This is a genomic window from Nannocystis punicea (genome assembly GCF_026965555.1).
In the GTDB taxonomy this organism is placed as follows: Bacteria; Myxococcota_A; Polyangia; order Nannocystales; family Nannocystaceae; genus Nannocystis; species Nannocystis punicea.
In genome coordinates this window covers 12,108,850-12,129,312 of record NZ_CP114040.1, presented here as the reverse complement: position 1 = coordinate 12,129,312, position 20,463 = coordinate 12,108,850, and the positions used below count along the sequence as shown (strand labels likewise).

The window sequence follows — 20,463 nt, the reverse complement described above, 5'->3', positions numbered from 1 at the left end:
GCTCCACGGGGCGCTCCTCGCATTGTCATGACCGCGGCGGTGCGGCGTCCGCCCGCCGCGGTCGCGGGCGAGGCGCTTGCGCGTGCGAGCGCGGGCGGGTAGCGTTCCCCGCGGTCGCAGCGATGCCGAAGAAGCCAGAGAAGATCACCCTGAACCACGACTTCGCGTTCACCAGCGACGCCCAGCTGAACGAGCAGATCTCGGCGTTCCGCGCGGCGCACGAGGCCGAGCACCAGCAGATCCTGGCGATGGACGCGCGCCGCTCGCTCGGCCCCGGCAAGGTGCGGGTGACCTTCCGGGTGATCGAGAAGAAGACCCGTCGCTGAGATTTTATGTGTCTTCGAGGACATGTCCTCGAAGACACTCGTTTGATTGGCGCCGAGGCCGCGAATGCCCCTAGTCGGCGGGCTGCTCGGCGAGCCGCCACGGCGGGGCGAAGCGGTTGTCGCCGGCCCAGAACAGGCAGAGGACGTTGCCGTCGGGATCGCGCAGGTAGGCCTCGCGCCACAGCCAGGGCTGGTCGACGGGGTCGCTGTCGAACACGAGGCCGCGCTGCTTGAGCGCGGCGACCCGGGCGTCGAGGTCGGGACACTCGAAGTAGACGACGACGCCGGTGGCGCCGACGAGGGCGTCGGCGTGATGGAGCGAGAGGGTGCTGCCGCCGTCCGGACACTCGAAGCGGGCGTACTTCGGCAGGCTGGCGACGATCTGCCGCAGGCCGAGCCGGCGATAAAAGGCAGCACCGCGGGCGACGTCGGCCGAGGGCAGGGTGACCTGATTGAGGTTCATGCCACGAAGGTAGCGCGGAATGGAGCGCTACCGCCGAGCCCGGTGCGCGCGAGGCGGCGCGCTCGCCCGCGGGGGGGCGTGGTAGGCTGCCCCGGAGAGGCGGGAGCGGGATGAGGAAGCGATTCGCGCTGGAGCTCGACGAGACGCTGCACGCCGGCTGGGTGCGCGCGCCGGGCGACGGTTACTTCGACGTGAACCCGTGGCTCCGCGACCGGCAAGGCGCGCTGCTGGTCGAGCCGGAGCCGCTGTTCTGGGAGTGGGTCGAGGGCAGCCTTTACGACGAGCGGCGCGACGCGGCGATCGTGGCGTTCGACGAGGAGGGGCGCGAGGTCGAGCGGCTGGCCCTCGGCGGCGCGCGGGTGGTCGAGCTCGGCCTGCCCTCGGTCGACCCCGACGGGGTGGGCGCGCTGTGGCTGCAGGTCGAGGCGAAGACGGCGGAGATGCAGGGCGGGGCGGCGACCGCGGAGGCGCGCGGCGAGCCGCCGACGATCATCGGCTGCCGCGTGCACCTGCACGGGCCGGCGCCGCAGCCGGTGCACGAGATCGATGCGCTGACGATCACTCTCGGCCGCCGCGGGCTGCAGCGCGTGAAGCTGGCGGTCGAGGGCGACGCCGACTGGGAGGCGGCCGAGTCGCTGGTCGACCGCGAGGGCGCGCTCGAGTACCTGGCCGCCGAGACCGGGCCGGTGCTGGCGCGGGTGGAGTTCAAGATCGCCGGAATCGACGTCGAACGCGTGGAGGCGAGCGCCGAGGGCTCTCAGCGGGCCAAGCTGGTGCTGGCGTGCCGTGGCCTGCGGCTCGGCCCGACCGGCAGCGGCGAATCGTCGTAGGCGCTCGCGGCGAATCGCGGGCGCGCTTCAATCCTCGCAGACCTGAGCGTAGAGGAGCCCGTGGTTGCGACTGACAGCCGGCGTCCCGTCGGCGCGGTCGAGGTGGACGGTGAGGCTGGCGCGACGACAGCCGACGGAGGCAGGCCTGAGCCGCAGCTCGTAGCGGTACGGCACGACGGGGAACTCGAGGATCTCGTGGTCGCCGTCGCGCCGACGCACGAGCTCCTTCGGGTCGACCGAGTCGACCTGGAGCTCCTTGTCTCCGCTGCAGCCGCCCCAGTCGACGCGGACGGTCATTCGCCCCGGCTCGTCGACGATCACGAGCGCGCGATCGGGCTCGGGATCGGTGGGGTTGCGCCAGGCGAGGAGGACGTGCGGCCGATCGAACGCGACGACCTGCACCGGCTCGAACCAGCACCACAGGCCGCGCTGATACGAGCGCGTGCGGCCGCCGACGCAGCGGCCCTGGCGGCAGCGCGGCCTGCCCAGCGGCGATCGCTCGCAGCCGGTCGTGGCCACGCGGCAGCGCGCGGCGAGGTCCCGCTCGACGGACACGAGCGAGCGCTCCGCCGTGGCGATGTTGGCGTAATAGCTGGACAGGCACGGCTCCGGGACGATCTCCACGCATTCGTCGTCGTGATCGCAGAAGTTCAGGGCCATGCTCGCCGACAGGTAATCGACGGCGGCCTGCGTGCAAGCATCTCCGCCGCGCTCCTGCGAGGAGGGCAGGAACGGCGCCTCGGCGCGGGCGCACGCGCCGACGAACACGAGCGCGGCGAGCCGCCGCTTCAGCGATCGGTCGGTTCGGGGCGGCATCGCGGAGCGGGTCGAGCGTACCTGAACGTGCAGGCGGCCCGATACCGATCCAGGGAGTTCGTGCGGAGCGACCGTGACCGAGGGCGGCTCAGTAGACCGCGAGGACGGCCCAGTCGGCGTCGTCGCGGGCGGTGCGGCGGCGGACGAGGTCGAAGCGGTTGCGGCCGTCCTGGTCGTACGCGGTGAGCAGGTGGCCGTGCTCGTCGAGCTCGAGGCGGCGCCAGGCGCCCCCGCGATCGAAGGTGAACTCGCAGCCGCGGTCGCTGTCGCGCGGGTTCCAGATCAGGTCGTCTATCGGAGGGCGGGGAAATTTCAAGACCTGTCCGCAGAGACAGCCGTCGTGCAGCGAGGCGAGGACGCCGCGCGGGTGCCAGGCGACGTCGTCGGGGATGAAGGTGGCGTCGTGGGCGCGGTAGTCGTACTCGATGGCGACGGTCTGCCAGTGCGACGGGTCGGCGCTGGCGGCGAGGACCTGGACGCCGCCGTAGCGGTCGCCGTAGGAGCCGTGCTCGCTCCACGGCTGGCCGGACTCGAAGGCGAGCATCAGCTGTCCTCCGGGACAGAAGCGGGCGAAGGTCCAGCGGTCGAAGAAGTCGATCGTCGGCGGATCGACGACCCGCTACCCGGCGCGCAGGCGGCCGGCCTCGAAGCGCCAGACGCCGTCCGGAGACTCGGCGGTGAGTACGAGGTCCTGCATCGGCAGAGGCAGGATCGGCGAAGACGGCCGGAGGTGTCGAGCGGGGAATAAGGGCCGTAGAGGCGCGGTTGGGGCGGCAGATGCACCGCGTCGAGGGCAAAAAAGAACACTGGGTCGACCGCTGATGACTGGCCGAGCTGGCGGCTCGTCACCGCGCGGTGCACCTGGACTTCGGGACAGGTGACGGAGCGTTCGCGCTCCGCCGCGCGCGCAGCGAGCCGTCGACTCTGGTGATCGGGGTCGACGCGAGCGCCGAGGGCCTGCGCGAGCCGTCGCGCAAGGCCGCCGGCAAGCCCGCGCGCGGCGGCCTGGCCAACGTGCTGTTCGGCTTGCTGCCGCTGGAGCGGGCGCCGGGCGAGCTGGTCGGCCTGGTCGACGCGCTGACCGTGCTGCTGCCGTGGGGCTCGCTGCTGCGCGCGGTGGCGCTGCCGGAGGCCGAAGGCCTCGCGCGGCTGCGCGGGCTGTGCAAGCCGGGGGCGTCGCTGCAGGTGGTGTTCGGCTACGGACCCGGCGATCCGCTGGCAGTGCAGGCGCTGCCGGGGCTGCAGGGAGAGGTCCGCGCGGCCGGGCTGGTGCAGGCGTACGCGGCCGCGGGCTTCGAGGTGACGGCCCGCAGCGTCGGCCGCGAGGAGGTCGGCGAGCTGCCGACGACGTGGGCGAAGAAGCTGGCGTACTCGAACAACGAGCGCGAGTTCGTGGCGCTGACCGGCGTGACGCGGTGAGGCCTCGATGGTCGAGCTCGCTGGAACCTGAAACACGGAAGGCCCGCCGAGCTCGCCGTCGCGGCTCCTGCGAGTCGCGCACAGGAGCGCGACGGGCGAGGTCGCATCCGCGAGTCAGCGCGCTTGTTTTCGGCTTCTCGCGGGCCCGCGAGGAGCATCGTCGAACGGGCGAGGTCGTATCCGCGAACCAGCGCGCTTGTTTCGGCTTCTCGCGGGCCCGCGAGGAGCATCGTCGAACAGGCGAGGTCGTATCCGCGAGTCAGTGCGCTCGTTTCGGCTTCTCGCGCGCCCGCGAGGAGCGTCTTCGAGGCGGTCGCTGAACGCAGAGCGACCCGAGGTCGTCGCCTTATGTCCGAAAGGACAGGCTCATACGGATGAGCCCGGTGCAGTGATTGGCTCGATCACCGACTCGAGCCACGAGCTGCCGATCCGTGATTCATCCCATTGGGTTGCTTCTCAAAAAATCGCGTCGGCTCCTCGAGCGCGGCGATCGATCACACGCCGTTGCCCACGGCTCGCGGGTCGCGGACGGCGCGGTAGGGAAAGCCGGGCCGGCGCAGCGGCTCGAAGGCGGACACGAGGGCGGCGAACACTTCGGCCTGCTCGGCCTCGCCGGCGGACGATTCGGCGGCGACCCGCAAGAGCACCGCGGAGGGCAGGGCGAGCAGCAAGGAGAGGAAGCCGAGGCTGTGCCAGGTGGCGGCGACCAGGCCGACGACGAAGATGGCGGTGACGACGCTGGCGGCGTCGCCGAGGTCGCGGAACTCGAGCTGCGAGCCGCCAGGAGCCGGCGAGACGAACACGCGGTAGGAGCGCGGCGCGGCGCCGGCGTGGACTTCGATGTAGAAGCAATCGGGCTGGTCGTCGGCGGCGCGAAAACGGAGGCGAGCGGTTGGCACGGCAGGAAACCGGGCGGCTGCGTGGGCGACGGCGGTCGCGGGCGGGACGACGAGCAAGAGCTTCGGCGCAGGCATAAGCGGGACCTGTTAGCGACACGAACCGGCCGACAGATCGAGGCTGCGACCGTGAACTCGAGTTCACACGTGGCGCGGTGAGGATGTACGAATTCGATGCGCGATAACGCGCCGCCGCGCAGGAGGGCGTTGCGGGGCGCCAGGGCGGTCTCCGTGAAGGACAGTGTATCGCCGATTGGCCGCTGGATGGGTCTCGCGGAAGATCTGGGACGGATCGAGGAGATCTCGCACGCGCACGCTCGGGCCGGCGAGGCGCTGGAGTACAGCGAGCGCGACGATGAAACTGCCACCTGCGCCGCCATGAACCGTGACGGCGCGATCCCGCCGACATGGCGGATCGACGCTGTGCAGTGAGTACATCGATCACCGCACGCGAGCGTGGCGCGGGCGATCTGCGGAGGATGCAGCGGCGAGCAGGAGCGCGCCGTGAGGGTCGTCCGGTCGGGCCTCCTGGGGCAGAGCGCCGCCGAGACAAGGTGGCGCTCGACGCGGGGGCGCTCGGAGCCTGCGCTCGAGGCGTGGCAGAGCCGGCGATGATGCGCGCGCGAAGCGAGCACAGGGTGTTCGGAGCAGGTCGTCGGGGCTGTGCTCGCGGCGTGAGGGCAGAGCCGGCGATCGAAGATGGCGCTCGGCGCGGGACTTCGAGGATGCGCCCTGGAGCGAGCAAGGCGCTCAGCGCAGGTCGTCGGTGATGCGCTCCAGGCGGGAGCGCAGCTCGGGGGCAGCGTCGGCGGTGGTGACGAGGCGCAGGCGGGTGCCGTTGTCGGTCTCCTCGAAGAAAAGGCGGCCGAGGCCGAGGATGCGCTCCAGGGCGGAGGTGTCGCGGACGCGGAACGGCGAGCCGGGGCGGTATCGCTGGCCGGTCGGCAGGGCCTCGGCGAGGCTGAGGCGGGCGAGCACGGCCGGCAGCTGGCCCTCGGCGGCGACGAGGCCGGCGACGTGATCCCAGGCGCCGAACAGGACCGCGTGGGCCGCGAGGTCGTCGGCGGTGACCTCGAGGATCGCAAAGGCGCCGTTCAACTCGAAGTCGCCAGCGAGCACGCGGCCGACGAAGATCTCGTTCGCCTCCGAAAAGTCGGGCGGGAGGGGGCCGGCCACGAACAGGTACCAGGATTCGCCGGGCTCGAGCAGCGCGGCGAGCAGGGCGACGAGGCGGGCGCGCCAGGTCACGAGGGCGTCGGCGGGGAGGACGTCGACGAGGGCGCGGTAGCGCCGGAGCTGGGGATCGTCGCCCGACGGGCCGGAGTAATCGGTGATGTAGTCGATGTCCTCGAGGACAGGTCCCACGACGAGCCCCAGCTCGAGCGCGACGAGCCCGGGCGGCAACGGGAGGTGCGGATCCCAGTCGCCGTGAGCGGGGTTGCGGGCGGGCTCGCGGGTGAAGCGGGGCGTGTTCATGCGGCGCGGCAGGACCTGTCTACCGCGACGGCCGGGCCGAGGTCACGGGCTCGCGGGGGGCCGGGCGCACGGGGGCGAAGCGGGCGTCGAAGGCGGCCTGGACGCGGGGCAGAGCCGTCACGTCGCCGGCGCCGAAGATCTGGCGGTCGGGGCGGACGAGGACGAAGTCGAGCCGGCGCGCGCGGAGGAAGGCGAGCAGGTCGGCGGCGTGGGCCTCGAAGTCGACGCCGGGGCGGGCGAGGGCGATGTCGTGGCCGGCGGCCCACTCGCGCAGGCGCGGCGTGACGCACTCGGCGCGGACGACGAGGGCGAAGCGATAACCGAGCAGGTCGTCGAGCGAGAGGTCGAGGTCGCCGCGGCGCACCTGGACCTGCGGCAGCGGGTGGCCGTGCCAGCGCGAGGCGGGGTCGAAGCAGCCGTGACGCAGCCGCGGGTGACGCATGCCGAGGCGGCGGGTGAGGGCCAGCAGCGGCGGGACGCGCCCGACGAGGCGCAGGACGAGGCGCCGGCGCCAGCGCTGAAGGGCGTCGTCGGCCTGCAGGCGAGCGCCGATGAACAGGGTGCCGCGCAGGACCTGCTCGACGTGGGGCCGGCGCTCGTGTTCGTAGCTGTCCAAAAGGACATGTGATGCGCGGCCGGTGATCACGCGGTGGAGCTTCCACGCGAGGTTGACCGCGTCGCGGACGCCGGCGCACATGCCCTGGCCGGCGGAGGGCGGCATCATGTGGGCGGCGTCGCCGGCGAGGAGGACCCGGCCGGAGCGCCAGATCGTGGCCAGGAGGGCGTTGTGGGCGTACTTGGCGATCCGCGTGATCTCGAGGCGGTCGGGGTCGAGGTCGCGGGCGAGCCAGCGCCGCACGGTGGCCTCGTCGGGCGCGTCCTCGTGCTCGCCGAGCTGGAACTCCCAGCGGCGGTTGCGGCCGATGCCGTGGGCGAAGATGCTGAGGCGCTCGCGGCCGAGGCGATAGCGGAAGCGGCCGGGCAGGGCGGCGTCGTCGGCGAGGTCGCGCAGCAAGGTGTCGACGATGAGCCAGTGGCGCCGCGGGGCCAGCGAGGTCATCGTCGCTCCGATCACGCCGCGGGTGAGGCTGCGGCCGCCGTCGCAGCCGACCAGCCAGTCGGCGCGCACGACCAGCGATTCGCCGTCGGCGCGCCGGGCGGTGAGGACGACGTAGTCGGCGTGGACGTCGATGCCGAGGACGTCGACGCCGAGCTCGAGGTGGACCTGCGGATAACGACGCAGGCCGTCGCGGAGGACCCGCTCGAAGGCCGGCTGATCGAAGAAGCGCGAACCGTCGTAGCCGTGGGGGTTGTCGCGCTCGCCGATCCGGTCGACCATCAACGGCGCGCCGTCCTCGTCGACGATCTCGGCCTCGCCGAACTCGCAGGTGTGCGGCCACAGCTCGCTCATGAGGCCGGTCGCCTGGAAATTGCGCAGGGTCTCCTCGTCGAGGTGGGTGGCGCGCGGGATCGGGTGGACCTCGGGCTCGCGCTCGAGCACGAGGATCCGCAGGCCGAGCCTGCCCAGGAGGTTGGCGAGGACGGCCCCGGTCGGGCCGCAGCCGAGGATCGCGACGGCGAACGACGGTGTGGACATTCCCGGAAAATAGGCGCACTCGGGCCGTCCGGGAATGTTCATAGGAAGACACCCGGTGGCACCGAATCGGCCAACCGGGTGTCTGTGCAGATCCGCGCCGGCGCCCGCGACGGGCCCGAGCTCAGCGCGGGACGAGGGTGTTGCGGCCGACGAACAGATCCTTGACGTAGCTCGGCGAGGCGTGCTCGTCGCGGATCACGGGCCAGCCGCAGAACTCGCCGACGCGCGGGTCGACGGCGTAGCCCTCGCGCAGCTTCTCGCGCAGCTCGTCGTCGGCGACGGTGCGCAGCTTGGTCTTGGGGACGGCGGCGCCGAACAGGTTGCCGCGCGGGTGACGATGAGGGCCGACGACCCGATAGGCGCCGAGCGAGCGGCCGCCGCCTTCACCGTCGACGAAGTAGAGGTGGACGACGTCGCCGAAGTCCACCTTGGCGACGTTGGCGATCATCTGCGCGTGGGCGACGTCGGCGAAGGCGCTGCGGCAGATGAAGCCGAAGTCGTCGACGAGGGTCTGCGTGTTGTCGGCGTTGGCCTTGGCATTGCTCGCGCGGTAGAGCCACTCTTGCATGGCGAGGATGCTCGCACGTCCGCCCGGCGCGGTCGCGGGGCATGTTTGCCCGGAGCGCCGGCGCGCTAGACCGGCGGCGGGTTGCGCTCCTCGAAGCCGCGCTGGTGCCAGTACGGGTAGGGCAGTGTCTGCTCGCTGGCGGCGTCGAGCCGCGCGACCTGCTCCGGCGAGAGGTTCCAGCCGATCGAACCGAGGTTCTGCTGCAGCTGCTCCTCGTTGCGCGCGCCGAGCACGACCGTGGCGACCGTCGGCCTCTGCAGCAACCAGTTGATAGCCACCTGCGGCACCGTCTTACCCGTCTCGCGGGCGATCTCCTCGACGGCGTCGAGCACGCGGAAGAGCTGCTCGTCGCTGACCGGGGGTCCGAACTCGGCCGAGTCGTGCAGGCGGCTGTCCTTCGGCAGCGGCTTGCCGCGGTGGATCTTGCCGGTGAGCCGACCCCAGCCGAGCGGGCTCCACACGACCGCGCCGACGCCCTGATCGAGGCCGAGCGGCATGAGCTCCTGCTCGTAGTCGCGGCCGATGAGCGAATAATAGGCCTGGTGGGCCACGTAGCGCGGATAGCCGTAGCGATCGGCGACCGCCAGCGACTTCATCAGGTGCCAGCCGGAGAAGTTGCTGCAACCGACGTAGCGGATCTTGCCGGCGCGCACGAGGTCGTCGAGGGTGGAGAGGACCTCCTCGACGGGGGTGAGGGCGTCGAAGCCGTGGAGCTGGAACAGGTCGATGCGATCGGTGCCGAGGCGCCCGAGCGCGGCCTCGACGGCGCGGGTCAGGTGGAAGCGCGAGCTGCCGACGTCGTTGGGCCCCTCGCCGGCGCGGAAGGTGGCCTTGGTCGAGATGAGCAGGCGCTCGCGCCGGCCCTTGATCGCCTCGCCGAGGATCGATTCGGCCGAGCCGGCGGAATAGACGTCGGCGCTGTCGAACAGGTTGACGCCGGCGTCGAGGCAGATGTCGACGAGCCGCCGCGCGGCGGCGACGTCGGTGTCACCCCAGGCGCCGAACAGCTTGCCCACGCCGCCGAACGTGCCGGTGCCGAAGCTCAACACGGGGACCTTGAGACCTGATGCTCCGAGTCGTCGGTATTCCATGATGAGCGATCCATAACACCGGCACGCACGGGTCTGACCGGGCTCTGGCGAGAGACGCTCGCGCGCGGGCCGACCGCGGCCCGAGAGGTGGCGTGAAGGTCTGCGCGAAGCTCGCTCTCGCTCGAGCTTTCACCCATGAATCGCACGTGCGAGCGAGATGCGCGGGGGGCTCGCAAGAGCGGTCGAGGTCGTATGCTCGGGCCGGACCGGAGGAGCGGATGGGCTTCGATCAAAAGGCATATCTCGACCGGGCGATCGCGGAGGCCAGCGACGCTCACGGCGACGTCGCGCCGCCGTGGGCGAAGTACCCGGAGATCCCGGCGCGCAGCATCGGCTGGCGCATGGGCTACGGCGAGAGCTGGGCCGAGGTGTGGCACGAGTGGCTGTCGCGGGCGCCGACCGATCGCGCGTGGCGGCTGGCCTATTTAAAAAGGCACGCGCCGGCGCCTCGCACGTGGGCGAGCGCGGCGATCTCGACTCTGGCGCCGGAGGTTCGGCGGCGCGGGGAGCTAGAGGATGAATTGCAGACGGAGCTCGAGGCGGCCGGGGTGATCGGCGACGACGTCGGGCTGGTGGCGTGGGAGCGGATCCACGGAATGACGCCGCCGGCTCCGTGGGGGCGGCGCAAGGAGACGCCGGCGCACGCGGTCCGCTACGGGACGCGGGAGTTCGACTTCTGGGCCCGCTGGTGCGCGAAGCGTCGCGCGGACGGCTCGCTGTCGGCGTGGCTGGCAGCAGTGCCGCCGGCGCCGGAGGCCTGGATCGCGGTGCGCGAGGCGGCCGCTCGCGGGGCGCCCGGAGAGCCGGTGAGCGCCAGCCCGTACGAGCGCGCCGCTGTGCTGCTGGCCGCCCACGGCTCGCTGCCGGCCCCGTGGGCGCTCGGCGAGGACCCGGCGTCGCTGCGCGAGAAGTACGACGAACACGACAGCTACGCGGACGCGTGGAGCCTGTGGGTGAGCTACCGCTTCGACGACGCGAAGACCTGGCGCGCGTACCTGCAGGCGCAGCCGCGCCACCCGGAGGCGTGGGCCAAGACGGTGAGGCGCATCGCCGTGCGATGAGATCGAAGGACATGATTTCAAGGGCATGTCCTTTGTGAAATGTCATCAAGGACATGCTTTGAAGAGCATGTCCTTCGGATAAGACGATCAGGCGCGGCCGATCGCCAGCAAGGTCGCGGTCGGCTCCTGCAGGACGCGCGGGGTGGGGTCGCCGCCGAGGCGGGAGACCAGCGGGACGAGCAGGCGGTCGCGCAGCCAGCGGGCGACGGGGTTGGTGAGCTCGGAGAGCGCGCCGAGGCTGCCGGCGATGCGGGCCACGTGCTGCACTGCGGGCTTTCGGCGGCGCTGGTAGGCGTCGAGGCCGGCGGCGAGGTCGTCGGCGCGGCGGAGCTCGTCGAGCAGGACTGCGGCGTCGACGAGGGCGCTGTTGGCCCCCTGGCCGAGGTTGGGCGCCATGGCGTGGGCGGCGTCGCCGAGCAGGACGAGGCGGCCGTCGACCCACGTGCTGCACTCGACGCGAGTCACGCGATTGAGGATCAGGTCGTCGAATCGTCGCACCGCGCCGAGCAGGGGGACCGACGGCGGATAGGCGCGAGCCCATACTGCGCGCAGGGCCTCGAGGTCGCGGGTCTCGATCGCGCGGCGGCACGCGCGGGCGCCTGCGGAGGCGAAGAAGTAAGTGCCGCCGCCGACGGCGAAGCTGCCGAAGATGCCGGCGCCGGTCCAGGCCTCGACGCCCTGCGCGGCCTCGACGTCGACGAGGGCCCGCAGATAGGCGATGCCCGGCGGACGCACGCGGACGCCGAATCGACCGACGGTGCGGATCTGCGAATGCACGCCGTCGGCGCCGACGACCAGATCTGCGCGGTGCTCGACGGTCTTGCCGTCGACGCGGGCGATCACGCGGCCGTCCCGCTCGGCGCCGATGACATCGGCGCCGAAGTGCCGCTCGATGCGAGGCTCGGCGGCGAGAGCGTCGAGCAGCAGACCCTGCAGCTCGCTGCGACGGATCATCCGCAGGCGCGGGGTCGGGCGCGGCGGGGCGAGCAGGAGCCGGCCGCGGGCGTCGACGGTGGCGGGCGTCTCGATCGCGCGGCCCTGCGCGGCGATCGCTGGACCGAGGCCGATCGACTCGAGCACCGCGAGGCCGTTCTCGGCCAGGCCGATGCCGGCCCCGACGGCGCGCGGCTGGGCGACCTTCTCGAGCAGGGTGACGCGGGCTCCGGCGCGCGCGAGGAGGAGGGCCGTGGCGGCGCCGCCGGTGGCACCGCCGACGACGAGGACGTGCAGCTGCGAGAGGTTCATCGCCCGGAAGATGGCTCGCGGCGCGGCTGGCCGCCTTGACCGCGGTCGCCAAGCTTGTGGCTTTGCCGGCCATCGCCGACAATCGGCGCGCCAATGTCGAGCCCCTCGGTCCTGGCGGCGATGACGACGCAGGTGCTGGTGGCCGCGGAGAGCCTCGGGGCCGACGTGGCGGCGATCGTGCGCGAGGCGGGCATCGAGCCGGAGCTGCTCCCCGACCCGGACGCTCGCGTGCCGCTCGGCCAGCACCTGAAGATGTGGGAGATCCTGTCGCGCCGCGGCGACGGCCTGCGCATCGGCGCGCGGATCGGGCTCGCCAGCCTCGGCGTGATCGGCTACGCGATGCAGCACGAGGCGACGGTCGGCGAGGCGCTCGCGTGGCAGCAGCGCGTGGGCGCGGTGCTGTACCCGGGGCTGGTGCCGCAGCTCGAGCGCCGGCGCGACGCGGCGGGTGATTATGTGGTGTTCGTGCGCGCGATGGTGCCTGCGTTCGCGCGGCTGATCGAGCCGATCTACGCCCAGGCGGCGGCGATCGTGGCGATGATGCGCGCGGTCGCGGGCGCGGGGGCGCGGGCGGCGTTCGTGACGCTGCCGCTGCCGCGACCCGGCGATCCGCGGGAGGTCGAGGCGTACTTCGCCTGTCCGGTGGCCTGGGACGCGCCGCTCATGCAGCTCGGGTTCGACGCGGCGCTGCTGGCGGTGCCGCTGCCGCGCGCAGATCCGCAGCTGTTCGGCTACCTGGCGCGGCGGGCCGAGGCGATGCTGGCACATTCGCCCGGCGACGCGAGCTGGGCCGATCGCGTGCGGCGAGAGGTCGGCGCGGCGCTGGCCGAGGGCGAGCCGCGGCTGCAGGCGGTGGCCAAACGCCTGGGGGTGTCGGAGCGGACGCTGCACCGGCGGCTCCTCGACGAGGAGACCAACTTCGCAGGAGTGGTCGAGGCGGTCCGCCACGCGCGCGCGCTGCAGCTGCTCGCGGACCGCTCGCTCAGCGCGTCCGAGGTGGCGGTGCTGCTCGGCTACGCCGAGCCGGCGGCGTTCTTCCGCGCGTTCAGGCGCTGGACCGGCGAGACGCCGCAGGGCTTTCGCCGGCGCGGCGGCGCGGGGTGATTTTTTAGAGAGAATCCGAGAATCATCGCAGTCGGCGCGGCCGATCGCGGCAGTGAGAGGCCGGCGGGCGTGCGCGACGAATTCTTGCTGCCATCAATCGCAGTCGGATTGACGGCAGTGGGCGAAAGTGATCAATGATGGGAGCGCGGCTGCGCGCGGCGGTGCGGTCGGTGGTTCGCGGGTCAGGGGGCCGGGTGCCAGATCCGCAGGCGGAATTTTTCACCGAGCTGGACCGGGCGGTAGCTCTCCTTGGCGCGCACCAACGAGGGCGAGCCGGCGCCGTCGCCGGTGTTGATCAGGGCGTCGTCGTCGAGGAGGCGGCAGAACTCGCGGAAGATGAATTGCGAGGCGCCCGGGACGTCGAGGTCGGTCTTCTCGAACAGCACGTTGACGACGCCGGTCGGCAGGCGCTCGCCGAGGGTGATGCCGGCCAGGGTGTCGCCGATCATCAGGCGGACGCCGAACAGGTTCAGCGCGTCGAAGTGCTGCATGGCGGCGGCGAGGGCGAAGGCCTCCTCGTCGTGGGCGTGGTCGTGGTCGCCGTCGCGCTGGCTCAGCCACAGGCGGGCGAGCAGGGCCACGGCGTCGGCGTCGCACTGGCGCAGCGGCTCGGCGCGGGCGCTGGGGTAGGTGCGCAGCAGCTGGTTGATATCGTTGCGCTTCGACTTGTAGCGGGCGCCGCGGAGCTCGACCATCTCGCTGCGGCGGTAGAAGAAGTCGGGGCTCTCGGGCACGACCTCGAGGGTGTGGCCGCGCAGCCAGCCGTCGCCGTGCTCGCGCAGGCGGGTGACGAGCTCGGGGGCGACGAAGCGCAGCTCGCCGACGACCGCGCCGGTGTTGGCCCGCTCGAGCAGGGCGACGCACGCCTCGAGCGCGGCGGCCTGCTGCCACGGGGCGCCGAGCGGGGGCAGCTGCATCGACAGGACGCCGTCGCGTTCGCCGAACAGGCCCAGAGTGTCGGCGAGCGAGGCGATGAAGAGGCGCTGGCCGAGCTGCCAACAGAAGTTGTTGGCGAAGCTGTAGTCCGACAGCGAGACGCCGGCGGCGGCCAGAGCCCGGTCGAAGGCGGGCTTGTGGTCGAGCGCCAGCGGCGTGATGGTCCAGGGGGCGGGTTGTACGGTCGTGTCGAGGGGACGACTGGGGTCAGGCATGCAGGTGCCGACGAAGCTAGGCGGCTGGAACGCGACCCTAGCACCGTGCCTTCCGGCTGTCACGGGGAGGGTGAGACCGGTCGGCTGCGGCGCGGGGCGCGGTCGGAGGACCGGGGTGCAGACCTGCCCTCGGGTCATTGGCCGGCGCGAGGCTGCCCCCGGCCAGGGCGATTGGCGGGAGGCGAGCGGAGATTGCGGGTGTCAATATGAATTGTGATTCATCGCAGTCGCCGCCGGATTCAGGCGTGTATGGTCTTGCGATCGACGAGGACGCGGGTCGAATCGACGGGGTCGAGTGGCAGCACGACCCCGCAGGTCGGCGCTCGCTGTCGAGGGTCGGCTCGGCGACCGTGCATCGCCTCCGCGCGCGCCGGGATCTTCGGCAGGGCCGCGCGCAGGGGGTCCTGCGTGCGCTTCTGCGAGACCTGCGGGTTCCGGACGGTCGTGCGCGGGAGAAGGGCGAAGGCGATCGAGATGGCGAGGCTGATGCCGCTCTCGACTGTGAGGTGCTCGCCATGCGCGAGCGGCAGCACGACGCCGGCCGGGTGACCACACACATGTGTGCGAGGCGGGGATGGAATGTGGTGTCGCGAATGTGAGATGTGGAACCGGGGGATTCGTATTGCGCGTTGAACTTGATTCAACGAGAGAGGATTGGGACTGCGCGAGAGCGGAGGGGAGAGTGTCATTATTGAGAGAGTGCTCTCGGAGCCGCGACGAATCGTCGGAGGTCGAGGCCGGTCGATGCGAGGAGTCCCGTGAGCGGGGATCCGTCGCTCGTCGGAGGAATCGAGGAGGACGGGCCGAGCGCCGTCAGGCGCGCAGAGCTGCGTCGAGATGGCGGATGAACTCTCCCACGCGACCGCCCCCGGGAGGTGCGGCGGGTAGACGGCCGAGCACCGCGGCGACCGCCGGCGGGGCCAGACGACGCGCCCATTCGAGGGTGTCCGCGGCGACCCGCGGGTCTCCTCCGGCTGCCAGCTCTTCGGCGCGTGCGGCATGCGCTGCCGCGCCGAGGATGTGCTTCACCTGATGAGCGCTCGCCCTGGGATGAAGGTACGCGGCCCCGGCGGCGTGGCTCGCCGCTCGCGCCGCGTCGGCCGCAGCGGGTGAAGCGGCTTCTCCAGCCGCCTTGAACGCCGCCCAGCCGCCTTGCCGCAGGGCGGCAGTGCGCCGGCCGCCCGCAGAGAATGTGCGGGCCGCATCGATGGCGTCGCGCGGGCGCGTGTCCGCAGGGAGGCTCTGCTCGAAGATCGACAGCACCCTGCGCGCACACTCGGCCGCATAGCCCGCGATCTCACGGAGCTCGTGTTCGCTCAGCTCGATCTCGGCGGGCTCGGTCGGCACCGCGCGATGTTGCCACGGGTGTGTCGGGCCGCGCCATGCCCAGTGAATGGCGCGGCGGCGATCGACCTCAGCCCGGCGGGATGCAGACCTTGTCCATCGGCGAGCTGTTGTTGTCCTCGACGCACTCGTTGAGGATGCCGTTGCCCATGCCGTCGTCGTCGGCGACGGCCCAGACGGTGACGCTGTCGAAGATGCCGGGGTACTCGAGCGTGACCTGCTCGGCGGCGCCGGCGACCAGCGGGCCCTTGGTCGGGACGACGCCCAGGAGGCCGAGGTTCTCCTCGTAGAAGGCGACGTTGACGCCGGGGCCGACGCCGAGGCAGCCCTGGTTGGCGACCCACACCGAGAGCTTGAGGCCGGTGGCGCACACCTGGGCGTCGAAGGTCAAATCGTAGGGGACGAGGTCGGGGGCGCAGAAGTCGGCGGCGCCCTGGACGTTGTTGCGGTAGCTGTTGAAGCTGGCCCAGTTGGGGTCCTCGACGACGGGGATCTCCCCGACCAGGCCGACGTTGGTGATATGATAGGAGTGCTGGTTCCACACCGGCCGCGTGGACACCCAGTTGTCGAGCGAATCTTTGAAGACTTCGATGCCGGCGTCGGTGACGAGCGAGGCGTTCGAGTCGTTGTTGGTGGCGAACACGATGTCGGCCTTGAAGTCACCGTTGACGTCGGCGATCACCGGGTACTCGGTGCGCGTGCGCGAGGAGTTGCGGTCGCGGAACAGGACCTCGGCGTCGGTCATGTTCTTGTTGCAGCCGGGGCCGGGCGGGTTCATCGCGCAGTCGGGCTCGACGCCGGGGTAGATGCGGATGTACGCCTCGTCGTTGTAGACGACCTCGGCCCGGCCGTCGCCGTCGAAGTCGAACACGGAGGAGCCGGTGACCTGCGAGCTGTCGTCCTCGGTGGCGGCGGTCCACAGCTGCGAGAGGGCCATGCCGTTGAACTGGAACACGGTGTAGCGGGCGGAGCCGGCGACGCCGATGTCGCGCACGCCGTCGCCGTCGAAGTCGGCGATGTTCGGCGGGCCGCCGGTGCCCTGCTGCGGAATGTTGGCAGTGGCGATCTGCACGCCCGTCTGGCCGTTGAGGATGCGCAGGGTGCCCATCGTGACGAGCGCGACCTCGGGCTTGCCGTCGCCGTCGAAGTCGGCGACGCCGCAGAAGCCGTCGGTGGCGACGTTGGAGGTCCACAGCACGCTGCCGGCGAAGTCGTTGCCGGCGACGGTGCCGGTGGTCTTGTAGGCGGTGCGGCCGCCGATGAGCTCGGGCCGCGTGTCGCCGTCGAGGTCGGCGACGCAGGAGATCGGGCCCTGGCCGTTCAGGCCCTGGCCCTGGGCGTTCGGGCCCTCGTAGAGTAGCTTGCCGGTGTTGCTGAAGATCGCCCGGCCGAACAGGATCTCGGGGGCGCCGTCGTTGTCCATGTTGGCGATCGCCACCGAGCCGCTCGAGTTGGTGCCGGCGAAGTCCTCCGACCGCCACAGCGGGGTGCCGTCGCTGTCGATGGCGATCAGGTACTTACCGGCGCCGCTGGCGACGATCTCGGCCCGGCCGTCCATGTCGATGTCACCGGCGGCGATGTTCGAGGTGCTGTTGGTGCGGTACATCGGGTCGGTGACGGTCCACACCTTGGCGCCGTCGTCGCCCCGGATCGCCCGCAGGATGCCGTCGGCGGTGATGTTGGTGCCGGTATAGGTGTTGAAGATGACCTCGGGCACGCAGTCGTCGTTGAGGTCGACGACGATCGGGATCGACGAGCTCTGGTAATGCTCCGGCATGTCGTCCGCCTGCGGGATCAGGTGGTTCCAGGTCGGCGTACACACCTTGTCGGTACAGACCTCGGCGACCTGACAGTCGGTGTCGGCGTTGCAGGCGATCACCTTGCGCCTCCCCCACGTGAACAGCGGGGTCGGCTTGAACACGTTGGCCGGCGGGATGTACTGACACGTCGGGTCGGCCTGGCTCGGCAAGCACAGGCCCAGGTTCGGGTCGCAGATGAAGCCGTCGTCGCAGGTGTCCTGGGTCGGCTTGGTGGCGCACGCCTGGTCGCTGCAGGCCGGGCCCGGGGTGACGCAGGCGCCCAGGTAACACAGCTGGCCGTCGCCGCAGCACTCCTTGGCCTCGCCGCACGGCGGCGGCCCGCCGCAGTCGGCCACGCACTGGCCGTTGTCGCACAGCTCGCCGTCGCCGCAGCAGACGCCGCTGCACAGCTGGTCTTCGGAACATGTCCCGGAGGTCGTGTTGCCGGTCTCGCTGACGGTGCCGGCGGTGTCGGGGCCGGTCGGGGCGGCGGTGTCGGTGCCGGTCGGGGTGCCGGTGGCGCTGGCGGTGCCGGTGCCCTCGGTGGGCCCGTCGGTGGCGGAGGCGGTGCCGTCGGTGCCGACGGTGGACTCGGTGGGGCCGACGGTGATGGGCAGGGTGCCCTGAGTGCCGGACACGCCGCTTTCGCTGTCGACGCGCGAATCGTCGCCGCAAGCGGCCGCGAGCAGGACGGACGAGGAGAGGATCGAGACGCAAGTTCGCGAGGCGCGGGCCATGAGACCACCTATCGAGGCAGGAGAGAGGGCCGCGATGATAGCCCAGGGCCGACGTCGACCGGGCGAGCGTGATGCGGCGATCGGACGACGTCTGCGCGACAGGTGCGCAATGATTCGCGCGAGGTCGCGTGCTCGCGGCGTCGAGAGGCGGCCGCGGATTCGCCACAGGCAGGTCGCAAGACGGCGATGGGGCGGTCACCGATTGCGCGCTGTCGAGGCCGTAGGGAGCGTCGCATTCGCGTGCCCGCGCGATGAAATCGCGCGAGGCGAATCGGGCGGCGCGCGGCTCAGAGCGTCCAGGCGCGCGCGAGCTCGCGGTGCTGCTCGGCGCGCGCGTCGTCCCCGGCCGCGGCGGCGAGATCGGGCCAGACGAGCGGATCGGCGAGCCCGGCGACGACCGCGGCGAGGGCGTCGGAGGCGGCCCGGAGGTCGGCGTCGGAGGGGAATGCGGCGAATGCGTAGAGGCCGGGCCGCTCCTCGCCGGCGGGCGAGGTCACGCGATAGCGATCGCCGCTCTGGACCTGAAAGCTGCCGCGGTGGGCCTGCGCGACCCGCCTGAGGTCGGTGAGCGCGGCGTCGCCGGGGTGCGCGCCGTCGACGGTGAAGGCGCGGTACTCGGCCCGGTGCAGCGGATCGATCTCGGCGTAGAGGTAGACCGGCTGGCCGTCGTCGTCCTCGTGGCTGCCCAGCGGGTTCGGGTCGAAGACCACCCGATCGAACAGCCGCTGCGGCTGGTCGATGCGCGAGATCTGGAGGAGCCGCGCGGTCACCGGGCCCGTGCGCGTGGCGTAGAGGTCCTGCCGCTTGCCGCTCGGGTGCTCGACGCGGATCCGGCACAGCTCCCAGCGCAGGTCGATCGGGCCGTCGCCCTCGATCAGCATGCGCAGGCGCGCGGCGCTGTGGCGCACGCGGTCCCAGGCGCCGAGGAAGGTGGCGGCGACCATGCGGTTCCAGTCGGGCGTGCCCATGCCGAGGTCGGGCTGCAGCTGCAGGGCCTCGTCGACGAGGCGCAGGACGGTCGGCCAGTCGCGCTGATGTCGCGCGTTGTTGGCGTGGATCAGGCGCGCGTGGACGGCGTCGGCGGGATCTTCGGCGAGGCGCGCGAGGAGGCGATTGGCGGCGTCCCACTCGCGCGCGCGCGTGAGCCGGCGGGCGGACACCCACCGGCCGCGGCGCTGTCGGGCAGGGTCGTCGCTGGCGAGCAGACGCTCGCCGAGGGCGCGATGACGGTCGTCGTCCTCGGCGTTGCGATAGGCGGCCTCGAGCAGGTCGACCGCGGCGTCGTCGTCGGGGTGGGCGTCGACGTGGCGCTCGAGCAGGTCGGCGGCCTCGCGCGCGAAGTCGAGGTCGAGCAGGGCGGCGGCGTGACTGCGCGCGAGGGCAGGGTCGTCGGGCTCGGCGGCGCTCGCGTCGGCGCAGGCGCGCAGGCGCTCCTCGGGGTCGCCGGGGCGGTCCTGCGGGGGCTGCTTGAGAGCTGTCTCGAGGGACAGGCGCAGGGCGGCCAGCCGCTCGGAGGCGCCGGCGGGGCGGTGCAGGCGGGCGGCCAGCCGCTCCATGGCGGCGAGGTGGAGGGCGGCCACGGCCGGGCTGCCGCGCCCGAGCGCGAGGTCGGCGGCGGCGGCGGCGATGTCGAACGGCAGGCGGTGCGAGCCGTTGAGCCGCAGGCGGGCGATGAAGCGCTGCAAGAGCCGCCCGAGCGCGACGTCGTTGGGCCACGCGCCGATCCGGACCAACTGCACGAGGGCGTCGGTGTACGACTCGTAGTGGCTGGGGGTGGGGAGGATGTCCTCGGGGACAGGTAGATGGCGGCAGGCGTCGAAGCCCCGGCCCAGGCGGGCGTAGATCCGCACGAGGTCGATCTGCCGGGCCCGCCGCTGGCTCTCCTCGCGCCGGCCGTTGGCGATCGCGTCCTCGCAGGCGGCCAGGGCGTCGTCGATGCGGCCGAGGTCGATGAGGCAGGCGATCCGCTCCGACAACAGCGAGGTCCGCTCGCGCCCCAGACCGGCGGCGACGAGCTGCTTCTGCTGAGCGTCGAGGAATTCGAGCGCGGCCTGCGGATCGCCCTGCTCGCGCAAGGCGCCGGAGTACTCGCAGCTGATGCAGGTGAAGCACGGCCAGGTCGGGTCGATGCGCGCGAGCGTCTCGCGCGAGACGTCGGCCCGCTCGCGCGCCCACCCGGGCCCGTCGACCCGCGAGTAACAGGCGGCCAGGTCCTGCACCGTGCACACGGCCTGCGGACAGCCGCGCGCGGCCTCGCCGTGGGCGTAGTCGACCAGCGCGACGGCCTCGCCCAGCGCCATCTCACCCTGACAGCGGTGCAGGACGCGGCTCTGCAAGTGCCAGTGACGCACGAACACCTCGACCCACGGCAAGCCGGAGGCCTTGGCCAGGGCGAGGGCCTCGGGGGCGAGGGCGTCGACGCGGTCGTGGTGATCGTCGACGGTGGCGGAGGGGATCCGCCGGATCAGGTCGGCGAGCCGCTGCTGGCCGCCGCGCCGCAGCTCGGGATCGATGTCTTGGACCCACTGCCAGATGTCCAT

The 20,463-nt window shown here is 72.0% G+C and carries 20 protein-coding genes; 6 read left to right on the top strand and 14 right to left on the bottom strand.

The genetic code is table 11. From position 1 onward, the window contains the following. The first annotated feature begins 122 nt into the window (after positions 1–122). Entirely contained in the window at positions 123–326 is a 204-nt protein-coding gene (locus O0S08_RS46610) for a hypothetical protein (RefSeq protein ID WP_269036004.1), read from the top strand. A gap of 70 nt (positions 327–396) precedes the next feature. On the opposite strand, the gene O0S08_RS46605 is transcribed toward O0S08_RS46610, so the two are convergent. Continuing rightward, positions 397–789, bottom strand: a complete 393-nt coding sequence (locus O0S08_RS46605; RefSeq protein WP_269036003.1) for a VOC family protein — start codon at positions 787–789, stop codon at positions 397–399. Positions 790–899: 110 nt separating this feature from the next. Here O0S08_RS46605 and O0S08_RS46600 point away from each other — a divergent pair, with 110 nt between their 5' ends. Then, complete coding sequence (locus tag O0S08_RS46600; protein ID WP_269036002.1) at positions 900–1,619, top strand: hypothetical protein; 720 nt, start codon at positions 900–902, stop codon at positions 1,617–1,619. A gap of 27 nt (positions 1,620–1,646) precedes the next feature. On the opposite strand, the gene O0S08_RS46595 is transcribed toward O0S08_RS46600, so the two are convergent. Both O0S08_RS46595 and O0S08_RS46590 read right to left on the bottom strand, forming a co-directional pair. Beyond that, on the bottom strand, positions 1,647–2,435 hold the full coding sequence (locus tag O0S08_RS46595) for a hypothetical protein (RefSeq protein ID WP_269036001.1): 789 nt from the start codon (positions 2,433–2,435) through the stop codon (positions 1,647–1,649). 88 nt (positions 2,436–2,523) lie between these two features. Further along, a complete protein-coding gene (locus tag O0S08_RS46590; protein WP_269036000.1) occupies positions 2,524–2,979 on the bottom strand; it encodes a hypothetical protein in 456 nt (151 codons plus the stop codon). A gap of 281 nt (positions 2,980–3,260) precedes the next feature. Between O0S08_RS46590 and O0S08_RS46585 the strand changes: the two genes are divergently transcribed. Further along, complete coding sequence (locus O0S08_RS46585; protein WP_443094085.1) at positions 3,261–3,854, top strand: class I SAM-dependent methyltransferase; 594 nt, start codon at positions 3,261–3,263, stop codon at positions 3,852–3,854. A gap of 494 nt (positions 3,855–4,348) precedes the next feature. Here O0S08_RS46585 and O0S08_RS46580 read toward each other — a convergent pair whose 3' ends face one another. Next, complete coding sequence (locus O0S08_RS46580) at positions 4,349–4,753, bottom strand: hypothetical protein (RefSeq protein ID WP_269035998.1); 405 nt, start codon at positions 4,751–4,753, stop codon at positions 4,349–4,351. Positions 4,754–4,924: 171 nt separating this feature from the next. On the opposite strand from O0S08_RS46580, the gene O0S08_RS46575 reads away from it, so the two are divergent. Then, on the top strand, positions 4,925–5,182 hold the full coding sequence (locus O0S08_RS46575; RefSeq protein WP_269035997.1) for a hypothetical protein: 258 nt from the start codon (positions 4,925–4,927) through the stop codon (positions 5,180–5,182). A 318-nt stretch (positions 5,183–5,500) separates the two neighbouring features. Here the strand turns inward: O0S08_RS46575 and O0S08_RS46570 are convergent, their stop codons facing one another. The 4 genes from O0S08_RS46570 to O0S08_RS46555 form a co-directional block, all read right to left on the bottom strand. Beyond that, positions 5,501–6,226, bottom strand: coding sequence for a hypothetical protein (locus O0S08_RS46570; RefSeq protein WP_269035996.1), 726 nt, complete (start codon positions 6,224–6,226; stop codon positions 5,501–5,503). Between the two features lie 19 nt (positions 6,227–6,245). Continuing rightward, positions 6,246–7,823 (bottom strand): bifunctional 3-(3-hydroxy-phenyl)propionate/3-hydroxycinnamic acid hydroxylase, encoded by a 1,578-nt coding sequence (locus O0S08_RS46565; protein ID WP_269035995.1) that lies wholly within the window; start codon positions 7,821–7,823, stop codon positions 6,246–6,248. Positions 7,824–7,944: 121 nt separating this feature from the next. Continuing rightward, positions 7,945–8,391: a hypothetical protein gene (locus tag O0S08_RS46560; protein ID WP_269035994.1), complete on the bottom strand. Its 447-nt coding sequence runs from the start codon at positions 8,389–8,391 to the stop codon at positions 7,945–7,947. A gap of 65 nt (positions 8,392–8,456) precedes the next feature. Beyond that, a complete protein-coding gene (locus O0S08_RS46555; RefSeq protein ID WP_269035992.1) occupies positions 8,457–9,482 on the bottom strand; it encodes an aldo/keto reductase in 1,026 nt (341 codons plus the stop codon). A 218-nt stretch (positions 9,483–9,700) separates the two neighbouring features. Here O0S08_RS46555 and O0S08_RS46550 point away from each other — a divergent pair, with 218 nt between their 5' ends. Then, positions 9,701–10,543 (top strand): hypothetical protein, encoded by an 843-nt coding sequence (locus tag O0S08_RS46550; protein WP_269035991.1) that lies wholly within the window; start codon positions 9,701–9,703, stop codon positions 10,541–10,543. A gap of 87 nt (positions 10,544–10,630) precedes the next feature. On the opposite strand, the gene O0S08_RS46545 is transcribed toward O0S08_RS46550, so the two are convergent. Further along, the gene (locus tag O0S08_RS46545) at positions 10,631–11,788 is read right to left on the bottom strand and encodes an FAD-dependent oxidoreductase (RefSeq protein WP_269035990.1); all 1,158 of its coding nucleotides are present in this window, start codon (positions 11,786–11,788) and stop codon (positions 10,631–10,633) included. Positions 11,789–11,881: 93 nt separating this feature from the next. On the opposite strand from O0S08_RS46545, the gene O0S08_RS46540 reads away from it, so the two are divergent. Next, a complete protein-coding gene (locus O0S08_RS46540; RefSeq protein WP_269035989.1) occupies positions 11,882–12,892 on the top strand; it encodes an AraC family transcriptional regulator in 1,011 nt (336 codons plus the stop codon). A gap of 182 nt (positions 12,893–13,074) precedes the next feature. Here O0S08_RS46540 and O0S08_RS46535 read toward each other — a convergent pair whose 3' ends face one another. From O0S08_RS46535 to O0S08_RS46515, 5 genes are all read right to left on the bottom strand, one after another. Beyond that, positions 13,075–14,043 carry a DUF2156 domain-containing protein gene (locus O0S08_RS46535; RefSeq protein WP_269035988.1) on the bottom strand — a complete coding sequence of 323 codons (969 nt, stop codon included), beginning with the start codon at positions 14,041–14,043 and terminating at the stop codon, positions 13,075–13,077. Positions 14,044–14,282: 239 nt separating this feature from the next. Beyond that, positions 14,283–14,576 (bottom strand): hypothetical protein, encoded by a 294-nt coding sequence (locus O0S08_RS46530; RefSeq protein WP_269035987.1) that lies wholly within the window; start codon positions 14,574–14,576, stop codon positions 14,283–14,285. A 280-nt stretch (positions 14,577–14,856) separates the two neighbouring features. Next, positions 14,857–15,390, bottom strand: a complete 534-nt coding sequence (locus O0S08_RS46525) for a putative immunity protein (protein ID WP_269035986.1) — start codon at positions 15,388–15,390, stop codon at positions 14,857–14,859. A gap of 67 nt (positions 15,391–15,457) precedes the next feature. Next, a complete protein-coding gene (locus O0S08_RS46520; protein ID WP_269035985.1) occupies positions 15,458–17,923 on the bottom strand; it encodes an FG-GAP-like repeat-containing protein in 2,466 nt (821 codons plus the stop codon). 287 nt (positions 17,924–18,210) lie between these two features. Beyond that, entirely contained in the window at positions 18,211–20,463 is a 2,253-nt protein-coding gene (locus tag O0S08_RS46515) for a tetratricopeptide repeat protein (RefSeq protein ID WP_269035984.1), read from the bottom strand.

Coding starts and splice junctions, on each gene's coding strand:
- O0S08_RS46610 (WP_269036004.1), top strand. CDS start 123: ATGCCGAAGAAGCCAGAGAAGATCACCCTGAACCACGACTTCGCGTTC.
- O0S08_RS46605 (WP_269036003.1), bottom strand. CDS start 789: ATGAACCTCAATCAGGTCACCCTGCCCTCGGCCGACGTCGCCCGCGGT.
- O0S08_RS46600 (WP_269036002.1), top strand. CDS start 900: ATGAGGAAGCGATTCGCGCTGGAGCTCGACGAGACGCTGCACGCCGGC.
- O0S08_RS46595 (WP_269036001.1), bottom strand. CDS start 2,435: ATGCCGCCCCGAACCGACCGATCGCTGAAGCGGCGGCTCGCCGCGCTC.
- O0S08_RS46590 (WP_269036000.1), bottom strand. CDS start 2,979: ATGCTCGCCTTCGAGTCCGGCCAGCCGTGGAGCGAGCACGGCTCCTAC.
- O0S08_RS46575 (WP_269035997.1), top strand. CDS start 4,925: ATGCGCGATAACGCGCCGCCGCGCAGGAGGGCGTTGCGGGGCGCCAGG.
- O0S08_RS46570 (WP_269035996.1), bottom strand. CDS start 6,226: ATGAACACGCCCCGCTTCACCCGCGAGCCCGCCCGCAACCCCGCTCAC.
- O0S08_RS46565 (WP_269035995.1), bottom strand. CDS start 7,823: ATGTCCACACCGTCGTTCGCCGTCGCGATCCTCGGCTGCGGCCCGACC.
- O0S08_RS46560 (WP_269035994.1), bottom strand. CDS start 8,391: ATGCAAGAGTGGCTCTACCGCGCGAGCAATGCCAAGGCCAACGCCGAC.
- O0S08_RS46555 (WP_269035992.1), bottom strand. CDS start 9,482: ATGGAATACCGACGACTCGGAGCATCAGGTCTCAAGGTCCCCGTGTTG.
- O0S08_RS46550 (WP_269035991.1), top strand. CDS start 9,701: ATGGGCTTCGATCAAAAGGCATATCTCGACCGGGCGATCGCGGAGGCC.
- O0S08_RS46545 (WP_269035990.1), bottom strand. CDS start 11,788: ATGAACCTCTCGCAGCTGCACGTCCTCGTCGTCGGCGGTGCCACCGGC.
- O0S08_RS46540 (WP_269035989.1), top strand. CDS start 11,882: ATGTCGAGCCCCTCGGTCCTGGCGGCGATGACGACGCAGGTGCTGGTG.
- O0S08_RS46535 (WP_269035988.1), bottom strand. CDS start 14,043: ATGCCTGACCCCAGTCGTCCCCTCGACACGACCGTACAACCCGCCCCC.
- O0S08_RS46520 (WP_269035985.1), bottom strand. CDS start 17,923: ATGGCCCGCGCCTCGCGAACTTGCGTCTCGATCCTCTCCTCGTCCGTC.
- O0S08_RS46515 (WP_269035984.1), bottom strand. CDS start 20,463: ATGGACATCTGGCAGTGGGTCCAAGACATCGATCCCGAGCTGCGGCGC.